Source organism: Kitasatospora sp. Xyl93 (assembly GCF_055383135.1).
This window is the reverse complement of sequence record NZ_AP029185.1, coordinates 5,324,467-5,348,702: the sequence shown is the minus strand read 5'-3', so window position 1 is coordinate 5,348,702 and position 24,236 is coordinate 5,324,467. Positions and strand designations below refer to the sequence as shown.

Annotated in this window: 23 protein-coding genes and 5 tRNA genes; 9 read left to right on the top strand and 19 right to left on the bottom strand. The window is 72.8% G+C overall.

Annotated elements, in window-relative coordinates; translation table 11 throughout:
• Positions 1–36 precede the first annotated feature (36 nt).
• A complete protein-coding gene (locus ACZ5GH_RS23820; RefSeq protein WP_464335189.1) occupies positions 37–1,668 on the bottom strand; it encodes a DAK2 domain-containing protein in 1,632 nt (543 codons plus the stop codon).
• 300 nt (positions 1,669–1,968) lie between these two features.
• Here ACZ5GH_RS23820 and rpmB point away from each other — a divergent pair, with 300 nt between their 5' ends.
• The gene (rpmB, locus tag ACZ5GH_RS23815) at positions 1,969–2,154 is read left to right on the top strand and encodes a 50S ribosomal protein L28 (protein WP_014138233.1); all 186 of its coding nucleotides are present in this window, start codon (positions 1,969–1,971) and stop codon (positions 2,152–2,154) included.
• Between the two features lie 223 nt (positions 2,155–2,377).
• Here the strand turns inward: rpmB and thiD are convergent, their stop codons facing one another.
• The 3 genes from thiD to ACZ5GH_RS23800 form a co-directional block, all read right to left on the bottom strand.
• Positions 2,378–3,175: a bifunctional hydroxymethylpyrimidine kinase/phosphomethylpyrimidine kinase gene (thiD, locus tag ACZ5GH_RS23810; protein ID WP_387759328.1), complete on the bottom strand. Its 798-nt coding sequence runs from the start codon at positions 3,173–3,175 to the stop codon at positions 2,378–2,380.
• A 24-nt stretch (positions 3,176–3,199) separates the two neighbouring features.
• The gene (locus tag ACZ5GH_RS23805) at positions 3,200–4,225 is read right to left on the bottom strand and encodes an ATP-dependent 6-phosphofructokinase (RefSeq protein ID WP_464335188.1); all 1,026 of its coding nucleotides are present in this window, start codon (positions 4,223–4,225) and stop codon (positions 3,200–3,202) included.
• Positions 4,226–4,387: 162 nt separating this feature from the next.
• Positions 4,388–5,353: a thiamine-phosphate kinase gene (locus ACZ5GH_RS23800; RefSeq protein ID WP_387759324.1), complete on the bottom strand. Its 966-nt coding sequence runs from the start codon at positions 5,351–5,353 to the stop codon at positions 4,388–4,390.
• A gap of 207 nt (positions 5,354–5,560) precedes the next feature.
• On the opposite strand from ACZ5GH_RS23800, the gene ACZ5GH_RS23795 reads away from it, so the two are divergent.
• Positions 5,561–5,794: an Lrp/AsnC family transcriptional regulator gene (locus ACZ5GH_RS23795; protein WP_387759322.1), complete on the top strand. Its 234-nt coding sequence runs from the start codon at positions 5,561–5,563 to the stop codon at positions 5,792–5,794.
• Between the two features lie 51 nt (positions 5,795–5,845).
• A complete protein-coding gene (locus ACZ5GH_RS23790) occupies positions 5,846–6,364 on the top strand; it encodes a DUF3515 family protein (protein WP_464335187.1) in 519 nt (172 codons plus the stop codon).
• An 81-nt stretch (positions 6,365–6,445) separates the two neighbouring features.
• Here the strand turns inward: ACZ5GH_RS23790 and ACZ5GH_RS23785 are convergent, their stop codons facing one another.
• The 3 genes from ACZ5GH_RS23785 to ACZ5GH_RS23775 all read right to left on the bottom strand — a co-directional run bounded on the left by ACZ5GH_RS23785 (position 6,446) and on the right by ACZ5GH_RS23775 (position 9,533).
• Positions 6,446–7,591, bottom strand: coding sequence for a D-alanine--D-alanine ligase family protein (locus ACZ5GH_RS23785; RefSeq protein WP_387759318.1), 1,146 nt, complete (start codon positions 7,589–7,591; stop codon positions 6,446–6,448).
• 113 nt (positions 7,592–7,704) lie between these two features.
• Complete coding sequence (locus ACZ5GH_RS23780) at positions 7,705–8,706, bottom strand: NAD(P)H-dependent glycerol-3-phosphate dehydrogenase (protein ID WP_387759317.1); 1,002 nt, start codon at positions 8,704–8,706, stop codon at positions 7,705–7,707.
• Positions 8,703–9,533 (bottom strand): lysophospholipid acyltransferase family protein, encoded by an 831-nt coding sequence (locus ACZ5GH_RS23775; protein WP_387759315.1) that lies wholly within the window; start codon positions 9,531–9,533, stop codon positions 8,703–8,705. The genes ACZ5GH_RS23780 and ACZ5GH_RS23775 overlap by 4 nt, the downstream gene beginning before the upstream one ends.
• A 228-nt stretch (positions 9,534–9,761) precedes the next feature.
• Between ACZ5GH_RS23775 and cofC the strand changes: the two genes are divergently transcribed.
• Together cofC and ACZ5GH_RS23765 are read left to right on the top strand one after the other, a co-directional pair.
• Positions 9,762–10,445 carry a 2-phospho-L-lactate guanylyltransferase gene (gene cofC / locus ACZ5GH_RS23770; RefSeq protein ID WP_387759313.1) on the top strand — a complete coding sequence of 228 codons (684 nt, stop codon included), beginning with the start codon at positions 9,762–9,764 and terminating at the stop codon, positions 10,443–10,445.
• Positions 10,446–10,554: 109 nt separating this feature from the next.
• Positions 10,555–10,776, top strand: a complete 222-nt coding sequence (locus ACZ5GH_RS23765; RefSeq protein WP_189923473.1) for a hypothetical protein — start codon at positions 10,555–10,557, stop codon at positions 10,774–10,776.
• Between the two features lie 167 nt (positions 10,777–10,943).
• Here the strand turns inward: ACZ5GH_RS23765 and ACZ5GH_RS23760 are convergent, their stop codons facing one another.
• The 12 genes from ACZ5GH_RS23760 to ACZ5GH_RS23705 all read right to left on the bottom strand — a co-directional run bounded on the left by ACZ5GH_RS23760 (position 10,944) and on the right by ACZ5GH_RS23705 (position 18,188).
• The gene (locus ACZ5GH_RS23760; protein ID WP_387759311.1) at positions 10,944–11,693 is read right to left on the bottom strand and encodes an HU family DNA-binding protein; all 750 of its coding nucleotides are present in this window, start codon (positions 11,691–11,693) and stop codon (positions 10,944–10,946) included.
• 133 nt (positions 11,694–11,826) lie between these two features.
• Positions 11,827–12,174 carry an SCO5555 family protein gene (locus ACZ5GH_RS23755; RefSeq protein WP_387759310.1) on the bottom strand — a complete coding sequence of 116 codons (348 nt, stop codon included), beginning with the start codon at positions 12,172–12,174 and terminating at the stop codon, positions 11,827–11,829.
• Positions 12,175–12,356: 182 nt separating this feature from the next.
• Positions 12,357–12,953, bottom strand: coding sequence for a 3-isopropylmalate dehydratase small subunit (leuD, locus tag ACZ5GH_RS23750; protein WP_464335186.1), 597 nt, complete (start codon positions 12,951–12,953; stop codon positions 12,357–12,359).
• Positions 12,954–12,956: 3 nt separating this feature from the next.
• Complete coding sequence (gene leuC / locus ACZ5GH_RS23745; protein ID WP_387759308.1) at positions 12,957–14,381, bottom strand: 3-isopropylmalate dehydratase large subunit; 1,425 nt, start codon at positions 14,379–14,381, stop codon at positions 12,957–12,959.
• Between the two features lie 325 nt (positions 14,382–14,706).
• Positions 14,707–14,781 (bottom strand) — tRNA-Gln (locus tag ACZ5GH_RS23740).
• Between the two features lie 49 nt (positions 14,782–14,830).
• Positions 14,831–14,903, bottom strand: a tRNA-Glu gene (locus tag ACZ5GH_RS23735).
• 26 nt (positions 14,904–14,929) lie between these two features.
• Positions 14,930–15,002: transfer RNA gene (locus ACZ5GH_RS23730), tRNA-Glu, on the bottom strand.
• 27 nt (positions 15,003–15,029) lie between these two features.
• A tRNA-Glu gene (locus ACZ5GH_RS23725) sits at positions 15,030–15,102 on the bottom strand.
• Positions 15,103–15,138: 36 nt separating this feature from the next.
• A tRNA-Gln gene (locus tag ACZ5GH_RS23720) sits at positions 15,139–15,210 on the bottom strand.
• 238 nt (positions 15,211–15,448) lie between these two features.
• On the bottom strand, positions 15,449–16,879 hold the full coding sequence (gene gltX, locus ACZ5GH_RS23715) for a glutamate--tRNA ligase (protein ID WP_464336856.1): 1,431 nt from the start codon (positions 16,877–16,879) through the stop codon (positions 15,449–15,451).
• Positions 16,880–16,940: 61 nt separating this feature from the next.
• Positions 16,941–17,741 (bottom strand): fumarylacetoacetate hydrolase family protein, encoded by an 801-nt coding sequence (locus tag ACZ5GH_RS23710; protein ID WP_387759307.1) that lies wholly within the window; start codon positions 17,739–17,741, stop codon positions 16,941–16,943.
• Between the two features lie 228 nt (positions 17,742–17,969).
• Positions 17,970–18,188: a hypothetical protein gene (locus ACZ5GH_RS23705; RefSeq protein ID WP_360349040.1), complete on the bottom strand. Its 219-nt coding sequence runs from the start codon at positions 18,186–18,188 to the stop codon at positions 17,970–17,972.
• A gap of 638 nt (positions 18,189–18,826) precedes the next feature.
• On the opposite strand from ACZ5GH_RS23705, the gene ACZ5GH_RS23700 reads away from it, so the two are divergent.
• From ACZ5GH_RS23700 to ACZ5GH_RS23685, 4 genes are all read left to right on the top strand, one after another.
• The gene (locus tag ACZ5GH_RS23700; protein ID WP_464335185.1) at positions 18,827–22,585 is read left to right on the top strand and encodes a sensor histidine kinase; all 3,759 of its coding nucleotides are present in this window, start codon (positions 18,827–18,829) and stop codon (positions 22,583–22,585) included.
• A gap of 10 nt (positions 22,586–22,595) precedes the next feature.
• The gene (locus tag ACZ5GH_RS23695; RefSeq protein ID WP_387759430.1) at positions 22,596–23,009 is read left to right on the top strand and encodes a roadblock/LC7 domain-containing protein; all 414 of its coding nucleotides are present in this window, start codon (positions 22,596–22,598) and stop codon (positions 23,007–23,009) included.
• 166 nt (positions 23,010–23,175) lie between these two features.
• Entirely contained in the window at positions 23,176–23,601 is a 426-nt protein-coding gene (locus tag ACZ5GH_RS23690) for a DUF742 domain-containing protein (RefSeq protein WP_387759303.1), read from the top strand.
• Entirely contained in the window at positions 23,582–24,166 is a 585-nt protein-coding gene (locus ACZ5GH_RS23685) for a GTP-binding protein (RefSeq protein WP_464335183.1), read from the top strand. Before ACZ5GH_RS23690 ends, ACZ5GH_RS23685 begins: the two co-directional genes overlap by 20 nt.
• Positions 24,167–24,236: the final 70 nt, after the last annotated feature.

Sequence of the window (24,236 nt, the reverse complement as noted above, 5' to 3'; positions counted from 1 at the left end):
GGCCCCTGTTTACACCAAGGCACCGACGAAGCGGCCCTACTCCACCCCGATGAGCAGCGGCGCCGGCTCCTGCCCGCCGTGGAAGACCACCGCGTCCACCTCGGGCCGCCGGTGCCGGACGTGGGCGACCAGCCGTTCGGCGAGCTCCTCGTCGGCGCCCTCGCCGAGGATCAGGGTGACGAGTTCGCCGCCCGCCCCGAGCATCCGGTCCAGCACGCTCTCGCCGACCTCGGCGAGGCCCGTGCCGATCACCGCGACGTCGCCGTCGATCAGCCCGAGCACGTCCCCGGCCTGGCAGACTCCGGCCATCGTCCAGGACTCCCCCTCGGCGACGGCCAGTTCGGCGTACCGGGTGGCCCCGGCGGCGGAGGTCATGGCGACCACGTCCTCGTCGAAGCGGCGGCCGCCCTCGTGCACCGCGAGCGCCGCCAGCCCCTGCACCGGCGAGCGGGTGGGCAGGACGGCGATCCGCACCCCCTCCTCGCGCAGCTGGTCGGCGGCGGCCCCGGCGGCGGCGCGCAGCTCGGGGTCGTTGAGCAGCAGGACGACCTCGCGGGCGGCCGAGCGGCGCACCGCGGCGGCGAGTTCGGCGCTGGCCGGCGGGCGGTCCGGGTCGGCGTGCAGGACGACGGCGCCGGCCTGCTCGCAGAGCTCGGCCAGGCCCCCGCCGGAGACCACCGAGAGCACCGCGCGGGCCCGGTCCTCGCGCTCGCCGGTCTCGGCGGCGGTGCCGGCCCGGGCCGCGGCCTCGGCGAAGTGGGTGATCCGGATCTGGTGCGGGCGGCCGGCCCCGACCCCGGCCTCCACGGCGGCGCCCGCGTCGTCCACGTGGACGTGCACGTTCCACAGGCCGTCGCCGCCGCCGATCACCAGCGAGTCGCCGAGCCCGGCGAGCCGCTCGCGCAGCGCGGGCAGCGCCTCGTCGGGGGCGTCCAGCAGGTAGATGACCTCGAAGGCGGGGTGGCCGGGGCCGGGCGGCCTGAGGTGGGTCTCGCAGCTCTCAATGGCCCGGACGTCCCCGCGCAGCGCGACCGGCCCCATCGGCTGCTGTCCGGCGACGGCGTCGGCGAGCGCGCCCAGCACGGCCACCAGGCCGCGCCCGCCGGCGTCCACCACCCCGTTCTCGGCCAGGACGGCGAGCTGCTCGGGGGTGTGCCGCAGCGCGTCCCGGGCGGCCCGGTAGGCGGTGTCGGCGACCTGCGCGAGCCCGTCCCCGGCCCGGACGGCCTCCCGGGCGGCGACCCGGGCGACGGTCAGCAGGGTGCCCTCGACGGGCTCCGCGACGGCCTGGTAGGCGGAGTCGGCGGCCCGCTGCAGGGCGGCCCGCAGCTGTTCGGCGCCTCCGCCGTCGGCCAGCGTCTCGGCGGTGCCGCGCAGCCACTGGGCGAGGATCACCCCGGAGTTCCCGCGGGCGCCGACCAGCGCGCCGCGGGCCATCGCCCGGACCGTGTCGGCCAGCCCGGGGGCCGGGTCGACGGCGGGGTCGGCGAAGCGGCTCTCCACCTCGGCGGCGGCGGACTCGACGGTCAGGTAGAGGTTGGTGCCGGTGTCGCCGTCCGGGACGGGATAGACGTTGAGCGCGTCGATCTCCTCGCGGGCCTGGCCGAGCGCGCGCAGGGCGAGCTGGCACCAGGTGCGCACGGCCGGGGCGTCGAGCGTGTGCAGCACCAGGTCTCCTCCGGATGGGACGCCGCGGTCGCCCGAGGGGCAGCGGCACGTTCGGGGCCGACGGCGAGGGGTGATACCGGCAGGTTATCGGGGGCCGGGGAGGGCCGTCCGGACCGGCGACCGGAGCGATCACTCGGCCGGTCATGGTAGTTTCGTGGGACGGAAGCAAGCGTTGTATGCTCTTCCGGTTGCCTGGAACCGTCCAGGCTCACCCCCTTGACCGGTCTGGTGCACGTGAGTGTTCTGGTGGCTGAGCGGGGTTTTCGAAAGTATCTGATCTGAAGTCTTGGAGTGACTCCTGTGGCTGCCAACTGCGACGTCTGCGGCAAGGGGCCGGGCTTCGGCAACAGCATCTCCCACTCTCACCGCCGTACCCCCCGTCGTTGGAACCCCAACATCCAGACGGTGCGCGCTGTGATTGGGCGGACGCCGAAGCGGCTCAACGTCTGCACCTCGTGCATCAAGGCCGGTAAGGTCTCGCGCTGACGCGCAGACCGGCATGCCGGTCCTCCAGTGAGCCGGTTCATCCTCGGATGAACCGGCTTCGCTGTTTCCGTGGCCGGGTACGCCGTTTTCCGGACTCACCAGTGGTGGGCGGACTCCTCCCAGGAGCCCGCCCACCACTGTTTTCCGGGCCGTCCGGCTTCGGCGCGCCACCCGGGCCCCTCCGGGCCGTCCGGCCTCCCGGCCGTTCAGCACCGGGAGCCGCTCAGCGCCGGCGCCAGGCGTGGTCGACCGGGCCGATGCCGGCGCCCAGCGCGAAGCCCCCGGCGATCGCGCCGGTGACGTACTCCTTGGCCGAGGCCACGGCCCGCGGCAGCGGCTCGCCCTTGGCCAGGCCGGCCGCGATCGCGCTGGCCAGGGTGCAGCCGGTGCCGTGGGTGTGCCGGTTGTCGTAGCGCGGCGCCCGGAACCAGTGCACCTCGTCCGGCCCGCCGTACAGCAGGTCGGCGGCCTCGCCCGGCAGGTGGCCGCCCTTGACCAGCGCCCAGCGCGGCCCGAGGTCGACCAGCGCCTTGGCGGCGTCCAGCATCCGCGACTCGTCCTCGACGGTCAGCCCGGTGAGCTGGGTCACCTCGTGCAGGTTGGGGGTGGCCAGGGTGGCGACCGGCAGCAGCTTCTCCCGGACGGTGGCGACGGCCTCGGCGACCAGCAGCGCGTCCCCGTGCTTGGAGACCCCGACCGGGTCGACCACCACCGGGGCGTCCACCCCGGCGAGCAGTTCGGCGACGGTCTCGACGAGTTCGACGGAGGCGAGCATGCCGGTCTTCACGGCCTGCACCCCGATGTCGTCCACCACGCTGCGGAACTGCGCCCGGACGGCTTCGGCGGGCAGTTCCCAGTAGCCCTGGACGCCGAGCGAGTTCTGCGCGGTGACGGCGGTGATCACGCTCATGCCGTGGACGCCGAGGGCGAGCATCGTCTTGAGGTCGGCCTGGATGCCGGCGCCGCCGCCGGAGTCGGAGCCGGCGACGGTGAGCACGCGGGGAGGTGCGGTGGAGGACATGGTCCCCAACCTACCCGCGGTGGTTCAGAGCACCGCCTCGGACTCCGCCCAGCGGTCCCGCGGGACCGTCTTCAGCCGGGTCACCGCGTCGCCGATCGGCAGCAGTTCGACGCCGGTCCGGCGCAGCGCCGTGAAGTGCCCGAACGCCCCCTGGTGGACGGCCTCCACCGCGTGCCAGCCGAACCGGGTGGCGAGCACCCGGTCCCGGGCGGTCGGGGTGCCGCCGCGCTGGACGTGGCCGAGGATGACCGGGCGGGCCTCCTTGCCGAGCAGGTCCTCCAGCTCGTGGGCGAGCCGGTTGCCGATCCCGCCGAAGGTCCGGTGGCCGTACTGGTCGACCTCGCCGTGGTCGAAGCGCATGGTGCCGGGCACCGGGCAGGCGCCCTCGGCGACGGCGATGATGGCGAACTTCTTTCCGCGCGCGAAGCGGTCCTCGATTATCCGGGCCACCGCCTCGATGTCGAAGGGCTTCTCCGGGATCAGGATGCCGTGCGCACCGCCCGCCATGCCCGCGGTGAGGGTGATCCAGCCGGTGTGCCGTCCCATCAACTCGACCACCATGACGCGCTGGTGGGACTCGGCGGTGGTCTTCAGCCGGTCGATCGCCTCGGTCGCGACGTGCACCGCGGTGTCGAAGCCGAAGGTCACGTCGGTGGCGTCGATGTCGTTGTCGATGGTCTTCGGCACCCCGACCACGGGCAGTCCGGCGTCGCTGAACAGCTTGGCGGCGGTCAGCGTCCCCTCGCCGCCGATCGCGATCAGCGCGTCGATGCCGATCTCCCGGGCCAGCTGCTTGGCGTTCTCCACCGCCCAGGCGATCCGGTCCCGCCGCACCCGGGCCGAGCCCAGGACGGTGCCGCCGAGGGTGAGCAGGCCGGTGACGTCGTCGTGGGTGACCGTCCTGGCGCGGCCCTCGATCAGCCCGAGGAAGCCGTCCAGGATGCCGACGATCTCGTCCCCGTGGACGTCGGTGCCCCGGTGCACCACCGAGCGGATCACCGCGTTGAGGCCGGGGCAGTCGCCGCCGCTGGTCAGTACACCGATGCGCATGTCTGGTGTGCTCCCGCTCGCAGGGGGTTCGGACCACCCGCGTCGGACGGGCGGGCCGGGATGCCGCAAAGCCTACGCACAACGACCGCGCGAAGCCCGTCCCCCGCACGCACCGGAGCGTCACGCGCCGCCCCCCGTACGGGGATCGGTGCGGCCCGCGCGCTACTCGGCGAAGTGGTCCCAGCCGCCGACCCGGTCCCAGGGCGCGCCGTCGACCGTCACCCGGCCGCTGCGGCTGCCCGTCGGGCGGCCGGTCACCTCGCCCACCACCCGCCAGCGGGCGGGGAGTTGGACCCCGCGCGGGAAGGTGGCCACGATCGCGTGGTCCTCGCCGCCGGAGAGCACCCAGACCAGCGGGTCCACCCCGACCGCCTGGCCGATGTCGGCCATCTGCGCCGGGACGTCGAAGTCGGCGGCCCTGAGGTCGATGTCCACCTCGCTGGCCCGGGCCACGTGGCCGAGGTCGGCGACCAGCCCGTCGCTCACGTCGATCATCGAGGTCGCGCCCAACTCCGCCGCCGCCGGGCCCGCGTGGTACGGCGGTTCGGGGCGGCGGTGCGCCTCGACGAAGGCGCGCGGGGAGCGGAAACCGCGCTGGAGCACGGTCAGGCCGGCGGCCGACCAGCCGAGCCAGCCGGTCACCGCGACCACGTCGCCGACCTGCGCGCCGGAGCGTGTCACCGCCGCACGCCCCTGGAGGTCGCCGAGCGCCGTGATGGCGAGCGTGACGGTGTCGCCGCGCACGACGTCGCCCCCGACCACCGTCGCCCCGGCCACCTGGCACTCGTCGCGCAGCCCGTCCATCAACTCGGTGGCCCAGGTGGTCGGCAGGTCCGCGGGGGCGACCAGGCCGAGCAGTATGGCGGTCGGCACCGCCCCCATCGCGGCCACGTCGGCGAGGTTCTGGGCGGCGGCCTTGCGGCCCACGTCGTAGGCGGTGGACCAGTCCCGGCGGAAGTGCCGGTTCTCGATCAGGACGTCCGTGGTCGCCACCACCCGGCCGTCCGGGGCCCGCACCACCGCGGCGTCGTCACCCGGGCCGAGGTCGACCGCGTCGGTGAGCGGTACCCGGGCGGTCAGCTCCCTGATGAGGCCGAACTCGCCGAGCTCGCCCACGGTCCCCTGCATCTGCCGTCCTCTCGCGTTTCCATCCGGTTCGCCCCCGTCGCGCTCCCCCGCGCGCAGCGTACGCCCTTCCCGGGCCCCGGGGTCTCCCCTCCCCGGCCCGCTGCGCGGTAGCGTGGTGATCAGACTGCCGGTGAGCCCGTCCCACCCAATGCGCCTGACCGGGCGATCACGGCGGCGATCCCCCTAACCGCCCGCCGGGAGGTCCCCGTGGTACAGGCATACATCCTGATCCAGACCGAGGTCGGGAAGGCCACCGCCGTGGCCCGGACCATCTCCGAGATCCCCGGCGTGCTCTCCGCCGAGGACGTCACCGGACCCTACGACGTGATCGTCAAGGCCGAGGCCGAGACGGTGGACGAGCTGGGCCGCATGGTGGTGGCCCGGGTCCAGAAGGTCGAGGGCATCACCCGCACCCTCACCTGCCCCGTGGTCCACCTCTGAGCCGGCGCACCGGCAGGTCCCCGGCACCCGGGCCCCGGTTACCATCGGCGGGTGGCCAGAGAACTGCGCGTCCCCAAGGCGCTGACCGCCCTGCCGGCCCCGGTCCGCTGGCTGGCCCTGCCCGTCGCGCTGACCTGCACGGTCGTGGTGCTGCTCGGCAGCTGGGGCCCGGCCGACCCGGAGGTGGAGGTCCCGCAGCCGAGCGGCCGGGCGGCCGGGTACTGCCGGTCGCTCGCCGCCGCGCTGCCCGCCGAGCTGCTCGGGCACGCCCGCCGGGACCCGTCGCCCGCCTCGCCGTACGTGGCCGCCTGGGGCGCTTCGCCCCGGACGGTGCTGCGCTGCGGCATCGACCGGCCGGAGGAGCTGGACGGCGACCACGCCGCGGACTGGTCCCCGAGCGTCGACGACGTCACCTGGTGGTCGCAGCAGCTCGCCGACGGCGGCTACCGCTTCGTGACGACCATGCGCGCCGCCTACGTCGAGGTGACCGTCCCGGCCGGGGCCGCGCGGAACCCCTTCGACCCGGCGGCCGCCCTGAGCGGCGTGGTCAAGGCCAACGTCCCGGGCTGAACCGGGTGTCGGCCGCCGGCTGACGGGACGTACCGAGGGCGGGCCGGGAGCTTCCCGGCCCGCCCTCCGCCGCGGACGCGGTCAGCGCAGTCCGGTCGAGCGCCGCAGCGCCGTGCCGAGCAGCCGGTCGATCAGCTCCGGGTACGAGACGCCGCTGGCCTCCCACATCTTCGGGTAGGCCGAGATCGGGGTGAAGCCGGGCATGGTGTTGATCTCGTTGATCATCCAGGTGCCGTCCTCCAGCAGGAAGAAGTCCACCCGGGCCAGGCCCTCGCAGCCGAGCGCCTCGAAGGCCTCGACCGCCTGGCGCTGGATCTCGGCGAGCTCCCCGGCGGTCAGGTCCGCCGGGATCCTCACGTCCGAGGAGTCGATGTACTTGGCCTCGAAGTCGTAGAAGTCGAAGCCCTCGCCGACCAGGATCTCGCCGGCCACGCTGGCCCGCGGGCCGTCCTCGAACTCCAGCACCCCGCACTCGATCTCGCGGCCGGTGACGCCCGCCTCGATGATCAGCTTGGGGTCGTGCCGGCGGGCCTCCTCGATCGCGGCGTCGAGGTCGGCCAGGTCCTTCACCTTGGTGATGCCGATGCTGGAGCCGGCCCGGCAGGGCTTCACGAACAGCGGCAGGCCCAGCTCGGCGGCCCGCTCGCGCACCGCCGCGCGGCCCGCCTCGGAGTCCCACTCGCGCGGCCGCACGATGGTGTACCGGCCGACGTCCAGACCGTGCGAGGCCAGGATCCGCTTGGCGAACTCCTTGTCCATGCCGGCCGCGCTGGCCAGCACGCCGTTGCCGACGTACGGGACGCCGGAGAGCTCCAGCAGGCCCTGGAGCGTGCCGTCCTCGCCCCACGGGCCGTGCAGCAGCGGGAACACCACGTCGACCTCGCCGAGCGCCTTGGGGGCGCTGCCCGGCTCGGTCAGGACCACCTCGCGGCTGCCCGGGCCGACCGGCAGCGCGACCTGGCCGTCGACGCCCTCGGCGACGTGCGCCACGTCCGGCAGCCTGCCGTCGGTGATGGCCATCCGGGCCGGCTCGTCGCTGGTCAGCGCCCAGCGGCCCTCGTGCGTGATGCCGATCGGCAGCACGTCGTACTTGTCGCGGTCGATCGCCCTGAGCACACTGCCCGCGGTGGAGACCGAGATCGCGTGCTCGGAGCTGCGCCCGCCGAAGACCAGCGCGACGCGCGGCTTCCGGTCAGGCCGGTTCGGGGAGGTCTGTTCGATGCTCATATCGGGTTTGAGACTACCGTGCGGGATGTTTCCGGAAAGTCAGCGGCGCCGGGGAACCGGGCGTGCGCCGACCCCGGCCCGCGACCGCCGGCCCGGACGGTGACCGGCCGGGCTCAGCGCCGCTCCGCCTTCGCCGAACGCGACATCAGCGCCCGCAGCACCTCCTGGGTCGGCCGACCGTTGTGCACCACGTCCACCACGGCCTCGACGATCGGCATGTCGACCCCGCTGCGCCGGGCCAGGTCGAGCACCGACTCGCAGGACTTGACGCCCTCGGCGGTCTGCCGGGTGGCCGCGACGGTCTCCGCCAGCGACATGCCCCGGCCCAGGTTCATGCCGAAGGTGTTGTTGCGCGACAGCGGCGAGGAGCAGGTGGCCACCAGGTCGCCCATCCCGGCGAGGCCCGCGAAGGTGTGCGGGTCCGCGCCCAGCACCTCGCCGAGCCGGGTGGTCTCGGCCAGCCCGCGGGTGATCAGGGTCGCCTTGGTGTTGTCGCCGAGCCCCATGCCGGCCGCCATGCCGACCGCCAGGCCGATCACGTTCTTGACCGCGCCGCCGAGTTCGCAGCCCACCACGTCGGTGTTGGTGTACGGCCGGAAGTACGGCGTGTGGCAGGCCGCCTGGAGGCGCTTGGCGACCGCCTCGTCCGAGCACGCGACCACGCTGGCCGCGGGCTGCCGGTTGGCGATCTCCTTGGCCAGGTTGGGCCCGCTGACCACCGCGACGCGCTCCGGACCGACCCCGGTGACCTCGTCGATCACCTCGCTCATCCGCTTGGCGGTGCCGAGTTCGATGCCCTTCATCAGGCTCACCAGCACGGTCTGCGGCTCGATCAGCGGCGTCCAGGCGGCCAGGTTGTCGCGCAGCGTCTGCGAGGGCACGACCAGCACCGCGAAGTCGGCGCCGGCCAGCGCCTCGGCGGCGTCGGTGGTGGCCCGCACGGTGTCGGGCAGCCGGACGCCGGGCAGGTAGTCCGGGTTCTCGTGGGTGGAGTTGACGGCGTCCACCAGCTCCTGGCGGCGGGCCCACAGCACGACCTCGCAGCCCGCGTCGGCGAGCACCATCGCGAACGCGGTGCCCCAGGAGCCGGTCCCCATCACGGCGCAGCGGGTCACTTGCCGGCCTCCTCGGTGCCCTTGCCCCGCTCGCCCTTGGCGCGCCGGCGCTCGGCCAGCGCGGCGGCGGCCCGCTCCCGGGCGGCCCTGCGCATGTCGTAGCGCTCGGCCGGCGGCTCCTCGCCCCGGACCTCGGCCAGCACGGCGGTGATCGCCGTCATGATGTCCTCGGTCGCGTCGGCGAGCACCTGGGCGGTGAGCTCCTGCCCCTGGTACTTGCTCAGGTCCACCGCGGGCCCGGCCGCGACGGTGACCCGGTGCCGCGGGAAGAGGTTGAACCTGCCCTTCCCGAAACCGGGCCGGCCGTACGGCGGGATGATCTCGTGGGCGCCCCAGTGCGCCACCGGGATGACCGGCGCACCGGTCATCAGCGCGACCCGGGCGACCCCGCTCTTGCCGGTCATCGGCCACAGGTCCGGGTCCCGGGTGAGCGTGCCCTCCGGGTAGAACTGCACGCACTGACCGCCGTTGACCGCGTCGATCGCGGCCCGGAACGCCTGCGCGGCGTCGGTGGACTCGCGGAACACCGGAATCTGGCCGGTCTTGCGCAGCATGAATCCGATGAAGGGGATCGAGAACAGCGAGGACTTGCCGAGAATCCGCGGCGGACGTCCGCTGTTGTACTGCCAGTGCGCGTAGATCACCGGATCGATGATCGAATTGTGGTTCACCGCGGCGATGAAGCCGCCGTCCTTCGGAATGTGCTCCCAGCCCCGCCAGTCGGGCTTCACCAGGGCGGTTGTCACCGGTTTCACCAGCACGGCCGCGAAGCGGTACCAGATGCCGTAGTCGGCGTTGCCGAACTTGGCGTACGAGCGGCGGGCCACCCCAGCTCCTTCTCATCCGACGCGGCACGGATTACCGCGGTCATGGCGTCCCGGTGCCGCGCACCGTTCCGACCGGTGCCCGGGCCGCGGGCGCGGAACAGTGTCGCCCGCCCGCTCACCGGCTGTCGAGCAACCGCGCCAACCCGCCCGGCGGGCGTGATCAAACGCACGTCCGCACAGCTCGGACGGCCTGGCGAGGGCTCCGGGACCGGCGTCACAATGACGCCGATGACCCAGGACACCGTACGCCCCAGCGGGCCCGTCGCGCCCCCCGCACCCACGGCCGGCTGGTCGCTGGTGCTTCCGCTCAAGCCGCTCGCCCTGGCCAAGAGCAGACTGGCCCCGTACGCCGGGGCGCACCGGGCCGACCTGGCCCTGTCCTTCGCCCTGGACACCGTCACCGCCGCCCTGGCGACCCCGGGCGTCGACCGGGTCCTGGTGGTCACCCGCGACGCCGCGGCCGGCGCCCGGCTGGCCGCGCTGGGCGCCCTGGTGGTCGCCGACGAGCCCGGCGGCGGCCTCAACCGGGCGCTGGCGCACGGCGCCGCGAGCGCCCTGGCCGTGGCTCCGCGCTCCCCGCTGGCGGCGCTCTCGGCGGACCTCCCGGCACTGCGCGCGGCCGAACTGGCCCGGGTGCTGGGCGCGGTGCCGCCGGGCGGCCGGGCCTTCCTGGCGGACTCCCCCGGCCTCGGCACCACCCTGCTCGCCTGCGCCCCCGGCCGCCCGCTCTCCCCCGCCTTCGGGGACGGCTCGCGGGCCCGGCACGCGGCCGGCGGGGCGCTCGAACTGCGCCTCGCGGACGTGGAGTCGGTGCGCCGGGACGTGGACACCGGGACGGACCTCGGCGAGGCCGCGGCGCTCGGCCTCGGCCCGCACACCAGCGCGCTGTTCGCCCGTCTGAGCCTGTCCTGAACCCGTCCTGAGCCCGTCCCGAGCGCCTTCCGAGCGCGTCCCGGGCGCGCCCGGGCCCGACCGCGACCTGATCCCCGGCCGGGACCGGCCCGCTCGCTATGCTGCTCGCATGCAGGCCACCGCGTTCACCTTCGACCCCGCCACCCGGGCCGGCTCCGTGCTGCTCGACGACGGGACCCCGGTGCCGTTCGACGCGGCCGCCTTCGACGCCGGCGGCCTGCGGCTGCTGCGCCCCGGCCAGCGGGTGCGGATCCGCACCGAGGGCGCCGGCGAGGCCCGCCGGGTGGTCTTCGTGACGCTGCAGACCTTCCCCGATCCCGCCGAGGGCTGACCGCCCCACCCGCGCGCCGCGGCCCGGCGAGCGCCGCCGCACGCCCTCGAATCCTGACTAAGCGCCCGGAAATCGAAAGAGCCGCGGCGACCGGTCTCCGTGGGTTCACGGGAGGGGGTGCCGCGGCTCTCAGCCGAAGGCCGTCCTGGGACGGTCGCGCGGGGACCTTACTTGGCAGAGGTCTTGCGCGCGGTGGTCTTGCGGGTGGCGGTCTTCTTCGCCGGCGCCGTCTTCTTGGCCGTGGCGGTCGCCTTCTTGGCGGTGGCCGTGGTCTTCTTGGCGGCGGCCGTGGTGGTCGCCTTCTTCGCCGCGGCGGTCTTCTTGGTCGCGGCGGCCTTGGTCGCGGTCGCCGTGGTCTTCTTGGCGGCGGTGGTCTTCGCGGGCGTGGTCTTCGCGGCGCTCTTCTTGGCGGTGGCCGTGGTCTTCTTGGCGGCGGCCGGGGTGGCGGTCGTCTTCTTGGCGGCGGCCGTGGTCGCCGTCTTCTTGGCGGCGGCCTTCTTGGTGGCCGGAGCGGCGGCGGCAGCGGCGGAGCGCTTGGTGGCGGCACGCTTGGCGGCCGGGGTGGCGGCGACGCCGCTCTTGCCCGGGGTGAGGGAGCCCTTGGGGGCCTTCTTCACCGAGGGGCCCTCCTTCGGCAGCTTCTTGCTGCCGCTGACCAGGTCCTTGAAGCCCTGGCCGGGACGGAAGCGCGGGACCGAGGTCTTCTTGACCTTGACCCGCTCGCCGGTCTGCGGGTTGCGGGCGAAGCGCGCGGAGCGCTCCACCTTCTCGAAGGTGCCGAACCCGGTGACCGAAACCCGGTCACCGGCCACAACGGCACGGACCATGGTGTCGAGCACTGCGTCGACGGCCTCTGCGGCAGCCTTGCGACCGCCCAGCTGCTCGGCCACCGCTTCGACAAGCTGAGCCTTGTTCACGTCTTCCCCTTCGGAAACGGGCGCCGGATGATTCCATCCGTTCTTTTCGCACGTTAGGTATGTATCTGCGGACTTTCAATTACCAAACGCGCGAATCACCCTAGTGTCGCAATGGATTTGCGCGTCGGCGACCTCAGTCGAGCGGCGGGGGCCGCTCGTCGAGGTCATGTACAAAGCGACTCAACCGCCTTGCCGCCTCCGGAAGATCGCGCTTGGCGGCCTCGGTGACGATGAGGAGTTGACGGGTGAGAGCGGTCTTTGCATCGGCAGACACGTTCAGCGCATGCACGCGGTCGTGAGCTTGCTTCAACCGCTCGGCCACGAGCGCGTAGAGCGCTGCGACTTCCTGGTCGTCCGGCCCCTCAGCTGGCGCGGAGGTGACGTCCGGCCGGTCGTCAATTCGGCGTTCGGATGGCCGGCCCATGGAGTCCTCAGCCGCGGGTTCGCCGCCCGCGTACGGAGGTTCATGGTGCCGGTGCATGTACTGATTGTGCCATCTACCCGCAGTTGTACTTGCGCGGGGCCCTCTTCCGCAAAGCCAAATGGGCAATCCGGGGCGGCCCCCGGCGCTAACTCGTGCTCCGGAACGACGGATGGCCCGGCCCCCCCGAGGGGGGCGCGGGCCATCCGGCGGATCGTCAGAATGCTTGTTCTGAAGGGAACTCAGGGGACCGGCAGAGTACGGGGCTTGAACGCCGGACGGGTCGCCTCGAAGGCCGCGATGTCGGCCTCGTTCCGCAGCGTGATGCTGATGTCGTCCAGGCCGTTGAGCAGCCGCCACCGGACGTTGTCGTCCAGTTCGAAGGCCGCCGTGACGCCCTCGGCACGCACTTCGCGCGCCTCCAGGTCGACGGTGATCTCGGCCGAGGGGTCACTCTCAGTGAGCACCCAGAGCCGCTCGACGGTCTCCTGCGGCAGGACGACCGTCAGCAGGCCGTTCTTCAGCGAGTTGCCCCGGAAGATGTCGGCGAAGCGGGACGAGATGACCGCGTGGAAGCCGTAGTTCTGGAGCGCCCAGACGGCGTGCTCCCGGGAGGAGCCGGTGCCGAACTCGGGGCCGGCCACCAGGACCGTGGCGCCCTGCCGCTCGGGCCGGTTGAGGATGAACGACTCGTCCTTGCGCCAGGCCTCGAACAGGCCGCCCTCGAAACCGGATCGGGTGACCTTCTTGAGCCAGTGGGCGGGGATGATCTGGTCGGTGTCCACGTTGCTGCGGCGCAGCGGGACGGCCCGGCCGGTGTGGGTGGTGAACTTCTCCATGGCTCAGGCCTCCACGGCAGCGACGTCGGCGGTCAGGTCGGCGGGGGCCGCGAGCCGGCCCAGGACGGCGGTCGCGGCGGCGACCTGCGGGGAGACCAGGTGGGTGCGGCCGCCCTTGCCCTGCCGGCCCTCGAAGTTGCGGTTCGAGGTGGAGGCGCAGCGCTCCCCGGGGGCGAGCTGGTCGGGGTTCATGCCCAGGCACATCGAGCATCCCGCGTGGCGCCACTCGGCGCCGGCCGCGGTGAACACCTTGTCCAGGCCCTCCTCGACGGCCTGGAGGGCGACCCGGACGGACCCGGGGACCACCAGCATCCGTACGCCGTCGGCGATCCGGCGGCCCTCCACGACGGCCGCGGCGGCCCGCAGGTCCTCGATCCGGCCGTTGGTGCAGGAGCCGACGAAGACCGCGTCGACCTTCACCTCGCGCAGCGGGGTGCCGGCCTCCAGGCCCATGTACGCCAGGGCGTTCTCGGCGGCCAGGCGCTCCTGCGGGTCGGCGAAGGAGGCCGGGTCCGGCACGTTCGCGCCCAGCGGGGCGCCCTGGCCGGGGTTGGTGCCCCAGGTGACGAACGGGGTCAGCTCGTTCGCGTCGATGAAGATCTCGTGGTCGAAGACCGCGTCCTCGTCGGTGCCCAGGGTCTTCCAGTACGCGACGGCGGCGTCCCAGTCCTCGCCCTTCGGGGCGTGCGGGCGGCCCTCCAGGTAGGCGAAGGTGGTCTCGTCCGGGGCGATCATGCCGGCCCGGGCGCCGGCCTCGATCGACATGTTGCAGACGGTCATCCGGGCCTCCATGGACAGGCCCCGGATCGCCGAACCGCGGTACTCCAGGACGTAGCCCTGGCCGCCGCCGGTGCCGATCTTCGCGATGACGGCCAGGATCAGGTCCTTGGCGGTGACGCCCTCGGGCAGTTCGCCCTCGACGGTGACCGCCATCGTCCGGAACGGCGCCAGCGGCAGGGTCTGGGTGGCCAGCACGTGCTCGACCTGGCTGGTGCCGATGCCGAACGCCAGCGCGCCGAAGGCGCCGTGGGTGGAGGTGTGGGAGTCACCGCAGACCACGGTCATGCCGGGCTGGGTCAGGCCGAGCTGGGGGCCGACGACGTGCACGACGCCCTGCTCGACGTCGCCGAGCGAGTGGATCCGGACGCCGAACTCGGCGGCGTTCCTGCGCAGGGTCTCCAGCTGCACCTTGGAGACCGGGTCGGCGATCGGCTTGTCGATGTCCAGGGTGGGGGTGTTGTGGTCCTCGGTGGCGATCGTCAGGTCGGTGCGACGGACCTTGCGGCCGGCCAGCCGCAGCCCGTCGAAGGCCTGCGGGCTGGTGACCTCGTGGAGCAGGTGCAGGTCGATGAAGAGGAGGTCGGGTTCGCCCTCCGCGCGCCGCACGACGTGGTCGTCCCAGACCTTCTCTGCGAGTGTCCGTCCCATCGGATTCCCTCCAGCCGGCCGCGTTGCCGGCCTTCTCGTGTGTCGAGGTCAAAGCGTGTGCGCCGCCCTGAGACTCCCGGGCCGCTCCCGTCCAGGGTGGCGCTTTTCGCCGGAGATTGAACTTGTGTCTCGCGGAGTGAGACCTCGGTCTTAGCGCATGGACAGCGCGGAGGGCGTGCCCGAGCGGTGCCCCGGCCCCCGGCCGGCCGCCCCGCGGCACGCCCCGGGAACGCCGAAAGGGCCCCACCCGTGACCGGGTGGGGCCCTTTCGAGGGCCTTCGACGCAAAACGAAAAAGGCCCCGGAACCGGGGCCTTTCCAATTTCTGGCTGGGGTACCAGGACTCGAACCTAGACTAAGTGAACCAGAATCACTCGTGCTGCCAATTACACCATACCCCAACACAAAGCAAGGGCCGATGGGCGAGCCCATCGGCTTCCTGCTCTGAAGTACCCCCGACCGGATTCGAACCGGCGCTACTGCCGTGAGAGGGCAGCGTGCTAGGCCGCTACACAACGGGGGCTTCCTGGCGATCCCTTGCGGGATCAGTACCCCCGACCGGATTCGAACCGGCGCTACTGCCGTGAGAGGGCAGCGTGCTAGGCCGCTACACAACGGGGGCTTTCCAGGTGATCCCTTGCGGGATCAGTACCCCCGACCGGATTCGAACCGGCGCTACTGCCGTGAGAGGGCAGCGTGCTAGGCCGCTACACAACGGGGGCTTGATCTTCTTTTGTGTGCCGTACTGACGTACTGCGCTGGGGTACCAGGACTCGAACCTAGACTAAATGAACCAGAATCACTCGTGCTGCCAATTACACCATACCCCACCAGAGTTGAGCCCCTGCGGGCCCTTCTCAGGCGTTGCGCCTCTCGGTCGGTCCCTTCCGAGGGGCTCTCGCTCCCTCGTCCGTTCCCTCCCGGGCGGCGCAGAAAGAACATTACCCGACGTCGGCCCTGGCTCCAAAATCGATAACCCCAGGCAGCGGCCGGGAGGCCCGGCGATGACCTCCGGGTACGCCGCGGGCCCGGCACGAAGCCGGGCCCGCGGCCTGCTCGGCGACCCGCTCAGGCGGCCGGCAGGGCGTCCAGGGCGGCGCGCAGCCTGCGCAGCGTCTCAGGGCGTCCCAGCAGCTCCATGGACTCGAACAGCGGCGGGGAGACCCGGCGGCCGGTGACGGCCACCCGCAGCGGCGTGAAGGCGAACTTGGGCTTGATGCCCAGCCCCTCCACCAGCGCCGCGCGCAGCGCCGCCTGGATCGGCTCCGGGGTGAAGTCCGCGAGCTCCTCCAGCGCCTTGACGCTGGCCTCCAGCACCGGGCGGGCGTCCGCGGTGAGCACCTTGGCCGCGTCGTCCGGGTCCAGGGCGAACTTCTCCGGCGCCACGAACAGGAAGCCGGCCATGTTCACGATCTCGCTCAGCACGACCATCCGCTCCCGGGTGAGCGGCGCCACCTTGGCGAGCAGGTCCAGCTGCTCGGCGGTGGGCTCGGCCGGCAGCAGCTCGGCGCCCTGGAGGAACGGCACCAGGCGGCGGACGAAGTCCTCCGGGGCGAGCCGACGGACGTGCTCGGCGTTGATCGCCTCGCACTTCTTCAGGTCGAAGCGGGCCGGGTTGGCGTTCACCTTGGTGACGTCGAACGCGGCGACCATCTCGTCCATGTCGAACAGGTCGCGGTCCTCGGCCAGCGACCAGCCCAGCAGGGACAGGTAGTTGAGCAGGCCCTCGCGGATGAAGCCGCGCTCGCGGTACAGGTTCAGCGAGGACTGCGGGTCGCGCTTGGAGAGCTTCTTGTTGCCCTCCCCCATCACGTACGGCAGGTGGCCGAAGCGCGGGGTGGTGCCGTTGCCGACGCCGATCTCGGCGAGCGCCGCGTACAGCGCGATCTGCCGCGGGGTGGAGGACAGCAGGTCCTCGCCGCGCAGCACGTGGGTGATGCCCATCAGGGCGTCGTCCACCGGGTTGACCAGGGTGTACAGCGGGGCGCCGTTGGCCCGGACGATGCCGTAGTCCGGCACGTTCTCCGGCTCGAAGGTCAGCGTGCCGCGGACCAGGTCGTCGAAGCTGATGGTCCTGTCGGGCATCCGGAAGCGCAGGATCGGCTCGCGCTTCTCCAGCTTGAAGACCGCCAGCTGCTCCTCCGTCAGCTCACGGCAGTGGCCGTCGTAGCCGGAGGGCTTGCCCGCCGCGCGGGCGGCCTCGCGGCGGGCGTCCAGCTCCTCGGTGGAGCAGTAGCAGTGGTAGGCGTGCCCGGCCTCGTGGAGGCGGCGGGCGACATCGGCGTAGATGTCCATCCGCTGCGACTGGCGGTACGGCGCGTGCGGCCCGCCGACCTCCGGGCCCTCGTCCCAGTCCAGGCCGAGCCAGCTCATGGCCTCGAGCAGCTGGTCGTACGACTCCTCGGAGTCGCGGGCGGAGTCGGTGTCCTCGATCCGGAAGACCAGCGTGCCGCCGTTGTGGCGGGCGTAGGCCCAGTTGAAGAGGGCCGTACGGACCATCCCCACGTGGGGGTTGCCGGTCGGGGACGGACAGAAGCGAACCCGGACGGCCGGGTCAGTGTTAGCCACGCTTGATCACCTTGTTGGTGAGAGTGCCGATGCCTTCGATGGAGACGGCGACCTCGTCGCCGACGTTGAGGGGGCCCACCCCTGCGGGCGTGCCGGTGAGGATGACGTCGCCGGGCAGCAGCGTCATGGCCTCGGAGACGTGGACGATCAGCTCGGCGACCGAGCGGATCATCAGGGAGGTGCGGCCGGTCTGGCGGAGTTCGCCGTTGACCGTGCAGGTGATCGCGAGGTCGCCCGGGTCGAGGTCGGTCTCGATCCACGGGCCCAGCGGGCAGGCCGTGTCGAAGCCCTTGGCCCGGGCCCACTGGCCCTCGCGCTGCTGGACGTCCCGGGCGGTGACGTCGTTGGCGCAGGTGTAGCCGAGGATCACCTCGGGCACCCGGTCCAGCGGCACCTCGCGGCACATCCGGCCGATCACCACGGCGAGTTCCGCCTCGTGGTGGACGTCCGAGGAGAACGGCGGGTAGGCGATGCTCTCGGTCGGGCCGATCACCGAGGTGGACGGCTTGAAGAAGGTGAGCGGGACGTCCGGGACGTCGTTGCCCAGCTCCGCCGCGTGTGCCGCGTAGTTGCGGCCGACCGCCACGATCTTGTTCGGGAGCATCGGGCTGAGCAGCCGGACGTCCTGGAAGCGGTAGCTCTCACCGGTGGGCTGGGGCTGGCCGAACGGGTGGCCGGCCAGCGCGTGGACGACCAGCGAGTCGGGCTGGGAAGGGTCGCCCTCCACCACGCCGAAGGAGACGCTGCCGGCGGCAGGGCTCCCTTCCCGGACGGAAAACCTGGCAATGCGCACGGCTGGGCTACCCCTCGCTTCGTCGGCCGCCCGGGGCGCGCCCGGGCGCTGGTCGGGCGCGCCGCCCGTGGTGGGCGCGGCCCCGTCAATCTTTGGGCTCCAGGCTATCGCGTGGGGCCCCGGCTGACCGCTTTGCCCCTGTTCAGGACGGTTGGAGATGGAAACGCCGAGGGCGCCGCCGTCACCGGTGTGACGGCGGCGCCCTCGGCGGAAAGCGGCGGGGAGGCGTCAGTCCCGCACGACGACGACCGGGGCCACCATCAGCTGGGTGCGGCGCGGGTTGGCGGTGGCGGCCGGCAGCTCGGTGCCGTAGGTCACGACGTCCTCGGGCTTGCGGGCGCCCGGGATCTTGCTGAAGTCCTCGACCGAGGCCAGCGTCGTCCGGCGCGGGTTCGCCGTGGGGCGGCAGGACAGCGTGGACTTGGTGGCGTTCTTCGCCTGGGACATCGAGAGCACCTCGTGTTCATGGGCCGGGCCGATCACGGCGGATCGGCACCGGCCTGATGGATTCCGATTGATTCGGAGGGGTTCTGGGCAGGCTGATCGGGGCCGTGCTCCGGAGACAGCCAGGTTACGAGATCTCATTCCACAGAGACCGTGACCAAAGCTACACATTAGACTGTGATTTTGCTCACAAAATGCAGAGCAAAGCGCAGATATCCGACATTTCGCCGCATCGGGATTTTCCGACATTCCACCGATAAGGGGCATTCCGGAAGGTCTGTGACTCTTCCCGACCCCGGGCCTGCTTGGCATGTCTCCGGCGAGTGTCCGAAAAGGGCGGTATTCCGGTCCGGTTACCGCACAGTCCGTAAGATCGCGCAAGCGGTCGGTAGCGTCGGGCGCCTGGTTCCTGCGGCCCTTGTTGGGATTCCCCGGCTGTGCTGGAATGCGACGGACCGTGGGTAGGGAGTGGTCCACCCCGGTGCCCGCTCTCCCGGACCGGCCGGGGTGCGGATGGAAACTCGACACCGTCCAGGCCGTGGCGACGCGGCGGGACGCCCGGTCCAGAGGTTGCGACGCCAGTGCAGGGACGTTTCAAAAGGGGTAGCGGCGCCGCGGGAAACCCGGAGTCGCGTGAGCCTGTGGCAGCCCCTCAACAGGCGGCGGCCCCCGGCGGCCCGGCCGAGCCGGTGACGCCCGAGGGCCCCGGACGCCCGGAGGAGGACGGCCAGGAGCGCAAGACCGCCCGGGACAAACTCCGGACGTCCCTGACCCGGCGCCGCGCCACCGGTCTGAACCGGCTCGCGATGCGCAACTGGCGCATCCGCACCCGTCTGATCGCGCTGCTCGCCCTCCCCGTGCTGGTCTCGCTGGTCCTCGGTGGCCTGCGCATCCAGAGCTCGATGGAGAACTCGCAGCAACTCGCCCAGATGGCCAACCTGTCCGACCTGGCCAAGAAGGCGACCAACCTCGCGGACGCGCTGCAGACCGAGCGCGACATCAGCGCCGGCCCGATCACCCACGAGCCGACCGCCCCGCTGGACGACGACATCGTCGCGGCCCGCAAGTCCACCGACGACCTGAGCCGCACCTTCACCGCGTCCTCCGACAAGTTCGAGAACCTCGAACTGTCCGGCGGAAAGGCGCTGTTGCTCCAGATCCGCAAGGACCTGAACTCGATCGCGGACACCCGCAGCCTGCCGTACCAGAACAACCAGAACATCCAGTCGACGATCACCGCCTACGACGTGATCATCCGCGACCTGCTGTCCATCACCCAGGACATCGCGCTCGCGTCGAACAACAAGGACCTGGTCGTCTCCACCCGCGCGCTCCAGCAGTTCTCGCTGGCGAAGAACGCGACCTCGCAGCAGCGGGCCCTGATCAGCGCCGCGCTCGCCAACCCGAAGACCCCCGACCTCAGCCCCAGCGACGAGTCCTTCGGTATCCGTCTGCGCAGCTCGTACGACAACGCGATCGCGAGCTTCAACAACATCTACACCGCGCACGACCTGGACAACCTGCGCAGCCAGCTGAGCTACAACTCGGTGGTCGCCGACGCCGACCGCTACGCCTCCACGATCCTCACCCAGAGCGGCATCCGGCAGACCGAGGCGGTCAGCTACAAGGACTGGTTCGAGAAGGCCAGCGCCAAGATCACCGCCGAGCGCCGGATCGAGTCCAAGCTCATCGAGAACCTGGACGGCAAGGCCCAGGACCTCCAGTCCCAGGCCGACGCCGACGCCCTGATCATCGGTGTCGCGGTCGCCCTGGTGCTGCTCGTCGCCCTCGGTGGCGCCGGTCTGATCGCCCGCTCGATGGTGCGCTCGCTGACCCGCCTCCAGGCCGCGGCCGAGGACGTCGCCGAGCGTCGCCTGCCCGAGCTGGTCAAGACCCTCTCCGAGGCCGACCCGCACGACGTCGACACCACGGTGGAGCCGGTCGCCGTCGACTCCACCGACGAGATCGGCCACGTGGCCCACGCGTTCGACATGGTGCACAGCGAGGCCGTCCGCCTCGCCGCCGAGCAGGCCCTCCTGCGCGGCAACATCAACGCGATGTTCACCAACCTCTCGCGCCGCAGCCAGGGCCTCATCCAGCGCCAGCTGTCGCTCATCTCCGAGTTGGAGAGCCGCGAGGCGGACCCGGACCAGCTGGCCAACCTCTTCAAGCTGGACCACCTCGCGACCCGCATGCGCCGCAACGGCGAGAACCTCCTCGTCCTCGCCGGTGAGGACCCGGGCCGCCGCTGGACCCGTCCCGTCCCGCTGGTCGACGTGCTCCGCGCCGCCGCCTCCGAGGTGGAGCAGTACGAGCGCATCGAGCTCGCCGCCGTGCCGTCGGCCGAGGTCGCCGGCCGCGTCGTCAACGACCTCGTCCACCTGCTCGCCGAGCTGCTGGAGAACGCCACCTCGTTCTCCAGCCCGCAGACCCGCGTCCGGGTCACCGGCCACGCGCTGCCGGACGGCCGCGTGCTGGTCGAGATCCACGACACCGGCATCGGCCTGAGCCCCGACGACCTCGCCGAGATCAACGAGCGCCTCGCCAACCCGCCGACGGTGGACGTCTCCGTCTCCCGCCGCATGGGCCTCTTCGTGGTCGGCCGCCTGTCGCTGCGCCACGGCATCCGGATCCAGCTGCGCCCCAGCGACTCCGGCGGCACCACCGCGCTGGTCATGCTCCCGGTGGACGTCACCAACTCCGGCGACCGCCGCGGCTCCGGCTCCGGCCGGGCCGGTGCCGCCCAGGGCAAGCAGCAGCGCGGGGTCGCCCCGACGCCGCGCCAGCAGCGCCAGATGCCGCCCGGCCGTCAGGGCGCTCCGGCCGCGCTGGGCCAGGGCCCGGCGGCCGGCGGTGCCCCGCAGGGCGGCCGTCCGCAGCTCGGCCAGGGCGGTCCGGCCGCTCCGACCGGTCCGCAGGCCAGTCCGCAGGCCAGTCCGCAGGCCGGTCCCGGTGGGCAGGCCGGTCCGGGTGCGCCCGGCGGCGGTCTGCCGACCCGCCAGGTCGGCAAGTCGCTGCGGGACAACCCCGTCGTCCCGCAGGGCGGTGGTCAGCAGGGCCAGGGCCGCAAGCCCGCTCAGCCGCAGCAGCAGCCGGCCCCGCAGGCGCAGCAGCCCCAGCAGCAGGTTCCGCAGCAGGCCCAGCAGGGCGGTCTGCCGCAGCGCGCCCCGGGCCGCCAGGGCCCGCCGCAGAGCGGCCCGAACGGCCTGCCCCGCCGCGACCGTCAGCAGCAGCAGCCCGGCCAGCCCGGTCAGCCCCAGCCCGGCCAGCCCCAGGCCGGTCAGCCCCAGCCGGGCCGCCCCGGCCAGGAGCGGCCGCGTCCCGCCGGCGGGTTCGACGGCGGTCCGGCCGCCCGGACCGGCGAGCACCCGCAGCACGGCCGCCCCGGCGGTCCCGGCGCTCCGCAGCAGGGCGCCCGCCCGGGCAACCGTCCGCAGGACGGCCTGCCGCAGCGCCGTCCGGCCCCGCAGGGCCCCGGCGGCCCCGGCCGCCCCGCCGCCCAGGGCCCGCGCGGTCCGCAGCGCCCCGGCCCGGACGCCCCGCAGCGCGACCGCCAGCCCCAGCCGCTGCCGCCGCAGGCCCAGCAGCAGCCCCAGCCCCTGCCGTCGGCCGAGCCGGCGCCGGTGGAGAGCACCCAGCAGTTCGCCCGCCCGCGCTTCGAGGCCAGCCAGATCGACCCGCGCGACCCGCTGGGCCTCGGCCTGGTCGAGCCGGTGCTGCCGAACGTGCCGAACCCGCCGCGGCCGGAGCCGGTGCGTCAGGAACAGGCCCCGCAGCAGCGGCAGCCGCTGCCGCACCAGGAGCCGATGGCGCTGCCGACCGGCCCGTCCGAGGCCGGCGCTCCGCAGGGCGGCGGCGAGCAGCCGTGGTACCCGCAGGCCGACGGCCAGCAGCAGGCACGGCCGCGGTCGTACCAGCCGCGCCGCCCGGGCACCTCCGCGCCGGAGTTCCAGCAGCCGGCCCAGGAGCAGTTCGCCCCCCAGCAGCAGCCGCAGCAGGCTCCGCAGCAGCAGCAGCCGCAGCAGCACGGCCAGCCGCAGCCCGGCGACGCGCCGTGGCGTCCGTCCGCGAACGACGAGCGCTGGCGCCGGGCCGAGCAGGTCCGCGAGCCCTCGACCAGCGGGGTCACCATGTCGGGCCTGCCCCGGCGGACCCCGCAGGCCAACCTGGTCTCCGGCACCGCCGAGGCCTCGCCGCTGACCGGTCCGCAGGTCTCCCGGGCCCCCGAGGAGGTCCGCGGCCGGCTGACCAACCTGCGCCGCGGCATCCAGCAGGGCCGGCGCGCCGGGGCCGAGCAGGCCGCCAACCAGCCGGGCTTCCAGCATGGTGCCCAGCAGCCCGGATTCGATAGTTTCGGTGGCCGGAGCGACGGCAACGGCGCAGATCACCAGGAGCGTTGAGTTGAACCAGATGAGCCAGGCCGCACAGAACCTGAACTGGCTGGTCACCAACTTCGTGGACAACACCCCCGGGGTGTCCCACACCGTGGTGGTCTCCGCGGACGGCCTCCTGCTGTGCATGTCCGAGGGCTTCCCCCGGGACCGTGCCGACCAGCTCGCCGCCGTCGCCTCCGGCCTCACCTCGCTGACCAACGGGGCGAGCCGGATCTTCGAGGGCGGCGAGGTCAACCAGACCGTCGTCGAGATGGAGCGGGGCTTCCTGTTCCTGATGGCCGTCAGCGACGGCTCGGCGCTCGCCGTCCTGGCCGCGCCGGACTCCGACATCGGTCTGGTGGGTTACGAGATGGCGTTGCTCGTCGACCGCGCCGGCGCCGTCCTCACCCCCGCTCTCCGCGCGGAACTCCAGGGCAGTCTCCTGCACTGAGCCGGGCCCCGAGCGGATCCGCCCACCCGTCCCACCTGCCTCGCCGGGTCCGACCCGACCGGACCCGGCGCGACCCCCTCAGCTACCCTCAGGCAGCTGATCCCGCCTCAGCTGGCACCGCCCCAGCTGGAACCGGCTGCTCAAGGCTGCAGCACTAGGAGGACCCATGACCCCGCCCTCGACACCCGCCGGCTCGTACGGCAACGGGTACGGCAGCGGCTACGGCGGGCAGCAGTCCGACGGCTACGAGCAGCAGCCGCTGGTCCGCCCGTACGCGATGACCGGCGGCCGGACCCGGCCGCGCTACCAGCTCGCCATCGAGGCCCTGATCTCCACCACCGGCTCGGCCGACCGGACCAGCGGGCTGCTGCCCGAGCACGCCCGGATCGTCGGCCTCTGCCGCGAGGTCAAGTCCATCGCGGAGATCTCCGCACTGGCCGGCGTGCCGCTCGGTGTCGCCCGCATCCTCGTCGCCGACCTTGCCGAGGCCGGTCTCGTCGCCATCCACCAGCCCGCCGCCGCGGGCGAGTCGGGCGGAACGCCCGATGTCACGCTGCTCGAAAGGGTCCTCAGTGGACTTCGCAAGCTCTAACGCGGCCGCCCCCACCCGCGCCACCACCTCCGCGAAGATCGTCGTCGCGGGCGGCTTCGGCGTCGGCAAGACCACGCTCGTCGGCGCCGTCTCCGAGATCAACCCCCTGCGCACCGAAGCCGTCATGACCTCGGCCTCCGCCGGCATCGACGACCTCAGCCACGTCTCCGGCAAGACGACCACCACCGTCGCCATGGACTTCGGCCGCATCACCCTCGACGAAGACCTCATCCTCTACCTCTTCGGCACCCCCGGACAGGACCGCTTCTGGTTCATGTGGGACGACCTCGTCCGCGGCGCCATCGGAGCCATCGTCCTCGTCGACACCCGCCGCCTCGCCGACTGCTTCCCCGCCCTCGACTACTTCGAGAACAGCGGACTGCCCTTCGTCGTCGCCCTCAACGGCTTCGACGGACACCAGCCCCACACCCCCGACGAAGTCCGCGAAGCACTCCAACTCGGCACCGACACCCCCGTCATCACCCTCGACGCCCGCCGCCGCGACAGCGCCAAGAGCGCCCTCATCACCCTCGTCGAACACGCCCTCCTCGCCCGGCTCCGCTGAGCGGGGACGGCGGGTCCACGAGCAGCCGCCCAGCCCCGACGGCCCGTCCGGACGACGGGCCGTCGGGGCC